The sequence below is a fragment of the Metasolibacillus meyeri genome (genome assembly GCF_003049505.1).
Classification (GTDB): domain Bacteria; phylum Bacillota; class Bacilli; order Bacillales_A; family Planococcaceae; genus Metasolibacillus; species Metasolibacillus meyeri.
Genome location: NZ_PYWN01000164.1, coordinates 1 through 2,399, shown reverse-complemented (window position 1 = coordinate 2,399; position 2,399 = coordinate 1). Strand labels below are relative to the sequence as shown.

The window sequence follows — 2,399 nt, the reverse complement described above, 5'->3', positions numbered from 1 at the left end:
AATTTATCTGCGCCTTTCCTTGGGATATCTTCGGATTCCTCAATTTATCTGCGCTTTTCCTTGGGATATCTGCGAATTTCTCAATTTATCTGCGCTTTTCCTTGGAATATCTGCGAATTCCTCGATTTATCTGCGCTTTCGCTCACACTAACTTAAGCTAAATCATTGCGAAGTTTTTCGTCACTGCGTTGCCATAGTTCACTATTATGTTGCTGTAGAAAGTCAGTTAATACTTTTTTAGATACATCATCCATATGTTCTACAATAATGTTGCGTTTCATTGATTTATCCATTTTGTTTACATGATCAGCTAAAATTTTATAGCCACGACGCTTTTCGCGATTGACAACCATCTCACACGCCGTCACCCCTGCGTAGTAAGGACCGTCCTCTTTATAATCAATTGTCACCCACACAAGCCAATAATCTTTACCGCCTGCGGAATCCTCTCGATTCACAGTAAATTTAATACCACGCTCAACATCGCTTTTCGCATGCATTGCGCCAATATCAACGATAGCTGTTTGCTCTTCTACATCGATAATAACAGGCGACACATTTTCCAATGTTAAAGAACCAATACCGAATCCTTTATGCCCATCAGTTGGGTCATTTTTTATAATCGTAAAGCCCATTTTTTGCTTTGGTTTTTCTTCATTAAACATCTCGTATACCTCCAATTGTGCTATTATTAATAATATACACTAAATTACATAGAGGAGGACAATATTATGCCAATCATCACTATTAAAATGATCGAAGGCCGTACGGATGAACAAAAGCGTGCTCTTGTACAAGAAGTAACCGAAGCTGTATCTAAAACAGTCAATGCACCGAAAGAAAACATTGCTATTATTATTGAAGAAATGTCAAAAAATCATTACGCTACTGCAGGCGTTCTACAAATGGATAAATAATTAAGAAGAAGCTGTCAGAAAAGCAGGCTTGCATAAGGCTTTTCCGACAGCTCCTTACATTTCTATCTGCTTTCGTTTTTAGACAGAGTAGGTAGAACACAATTTAGGCGCTTTGGACAAAACGTACAATATAAAAATTTTCAATCTGCTGTATAAGGTTGGTGTCCTATTAATAATGAAAAAACTACGCTCTACTTTAAATTTAATTGCCATCATTGCTCTATTCGTTGTTGGGCTGACACTCATTTTTATTAAGCCGATTCAAGCATTATTAGTACAACGTTTAAGTGAAGAGCTTGTGACCGTTTCAACCTACTCAGAGATACTTGAATTAAACGATGAAATAGAGGCTGACTTTGATTTTGAAGAGGTGCAATCATTATCGATTTGGGAAGTCTTGCAGGCACAGGCAAACCGCAAAGACTTACCTGTTATTGGTAGTATTGGCATTCCAAGCGTCGATATGCATCTTCCCATTTTAAAAGGGGTTGGCAAAAATGCACTAGCAGTCGGTGCTGGTACGATGAAACCTAAACAAATAATGGGGCAAGGCAACTATGCTTTAGCCGCTCACTATTTTGAAGATCGTGATATTTTATTTGGTCCACTCTATCGCACCGAAATCGGTGATGCTATTTTTTTAACGCATGCAGATGCAATTTACGAATATCAAATTACAAAAATTGAAGTTGTTGAGGCAACTGCTGTTCATGTTATTGAAGATGTAGTCAATGAAACGCTACTCACATTAATTACATGCGCAGACGAAGGCGTTCGCCGACTTCTCGTACAAGCCAGCTTTGTACAAGAATACAATATCGACTCACCACCAGATGCATTACAACAGACAACACAAGAAAAGTAAAACCCTTCAAACAAACGGATGTCCGCTGCTTGAAGGGTTTTGTTTATGCTTATTTTTCAGTTGTTGTAAAGCGACGGCGTAATAATGCAAAGCCTAATGCTAATAACACAATACCTACAAAGATGACAGTTGTTTGGTTTGCATCATTTGTTTGTGGTAGTTTGTTTTGATTGTTGCTTTGGTTAGTATTTTGATTATTGTTCGCTGCTACAAGCACATTAGCTGCTTCTTGTAATTCATGTAAAAGACTTCTCACTAAATCCATATTCACAAGGTCATCGATGTATGCTTGCTCCTCTGGAGATAATGCTTCATATTGCTTAATGAATGTTTCTAAGTCTTGAATTGTTTGTTGCAGCTTCTCTGGATTTTGCTTTAATTCCTCAACAATTTGTGGAATGTTTGGTACTTCATAACGTACAGGATCTTCTGAACCTGGTGTTGGTGGTACTGGAACAATTCCAGGAATTTCAGGAATTTTCTTAATTACTTCTTCCACTGTTGGTGGTGTTACTGGTACCGTCGGTGGAATTGTTGGCTCACCAGGTACTGTTGGTTCCTCTGGTGTTGTTGGTGGAGTTGTTGGCTCCTCTGGCACTGTTGGTTCCTCCGGTGTT

General features: G+C 38.5%; 4 protein-coding genes. 2 read left to right on the top strand and 2 right to left on the bottom strand.

All coding sequences use genetic code 11. The features are described 5' to 3' along the window. Positions 1–152: 152 nt before the first annotated feature. Positions 153–665, bottom strand: a complete 513-nt coding sequence (locus C9J34_RS19240; RefSeq protein WP_107841795.1) for a YwhD family protein — start codon at positions 663–665, stop codon at positions 153–155. A 63-nt stretch (positions 666–728) separates the two neighbouring features. Between C9J34_RS19240 and C9J34_RS19235 the strand changes: the two genes are divergently transcribed. Beyond that, a complete protein-coding gene (locus C9J34_RS19235; RefSeq protein WP_420799141.1) occupies positions 729–917 on the top strand; it encodes a 2-hydroxymuconate tautomerase in 189 nt (62 codons plus the stop codon). Positions 918–1,092: 175 nt separating this feature from the next. Further along, the gene (locus C9J34_RS19230) at positions 1,093–1,782 is read left to right on the top strand and encodes a class A sortase (protein WP_107841793.1); all 690 of its coding nucleotides are present in this window, start codon (positions 1,093–1,095) and stop codon (positions 1,780–1,782) included. Between the two features lie 49 nt (positions 1,783–1,831). On the opposite strand, the gene C9J34_RS19225 is transcribed toward C9J34_RS19230, so the two are convergent. Next, on the bottom strand, positions 1,832–2,399 hold a 568-nt coding region (locus C9J34_RS19225; protein WP_153062657.1), incomplete at its 5' end, for an LPXTG cell wall anchor domain-containing protein.